The organism is Hoskinsella mucinilytica (assembly GCF_045223415.1).
In the GTDB taxonomy this organism is placed as follows: Bacteria; Bacillota_I; Bacilli_A; order Erysipelotrichales; family Erysipelotrichaceae; genus Hoskinsella; species Hoskinsella mucinilytica.
Genome location: NZ_JBEQZJ010000113.1, coordinates 1 through 664, shown reverse-complemented (window position 1 = coordinate 664; position 664 = coordinate 1). Strand labels below are relative to the sequence as shown.

Here is a 664-nt window from a genome sequence, read left to right as displayed (position 1 = left end):
GATGAAACAGATAAAACACCAAGATCCCACACAGTATCTCTGGAACAGCTGTCGCTCTCAATCCTTCCATATACTGTTGTGGTACTGTCCCATCAAATCGCAGGATCAATGAGACATAGCTCACTGCCACAATTGAAAACACATCCCATAAGACCAATGCGATCATTCTGGGATGAAACAGTTTCTTTTTCATTCTCTTTCCCCTTTCCTCATTTCAAAAAAAAGATACAGGTCCCCCTACCCCATGTCATTGATGTGGCAATTCCCTGTATCCTGATCCCTTCCTCAAAGCGACGATGCGACTATTGATTCTTTGAATCATTCCTTTTCTTTGATTTCCAATCCTGCGATGACTTCTTTATCCAGGACTTTTACATATAGATTTGCCAGACACTTATGTCTGTCGATCTTCTTGATATTACTTTCTAGTCCTTTTAACGGACCTTCTTCTACGATCGTTACTTTGTTGATGATCTTTCCTTTTGACATTTTAAGCGTATATTCTTCGTCCAATATGTCATTAAGAAAGCTTATCTCTTCTTCATGCAATGCACTTGTACCTTCTTCATCGTATTTCAATAGCTTTTTAAACCCTTTTAACTTCATTCGATATTCTTGAAACAATTGTTCGATGTACTCTTGTTTCTCATCTGTTTTGATAAAT

General features: G+C 37.8%; 1 protein-coding gene and 1 pseudogene. Both read right to left on the bottom strand.

Annotated features, from left to right (window positions below):
• Positions 1–193: pseudogene (locus UGRO018_RS17750) on the bottom strand (hypothetical protein); the annotation flags it as partial.
• A 125-nt stretch (positions 194–318) separates the two neighbouring features.
• A partial coding sequence (locus tag UGRO018_RS17745; protein WP_463667577.1) for a hypothetical protein occupies positions 319–664 on the bottom strand: 346 nt, incomplete at its 5' end.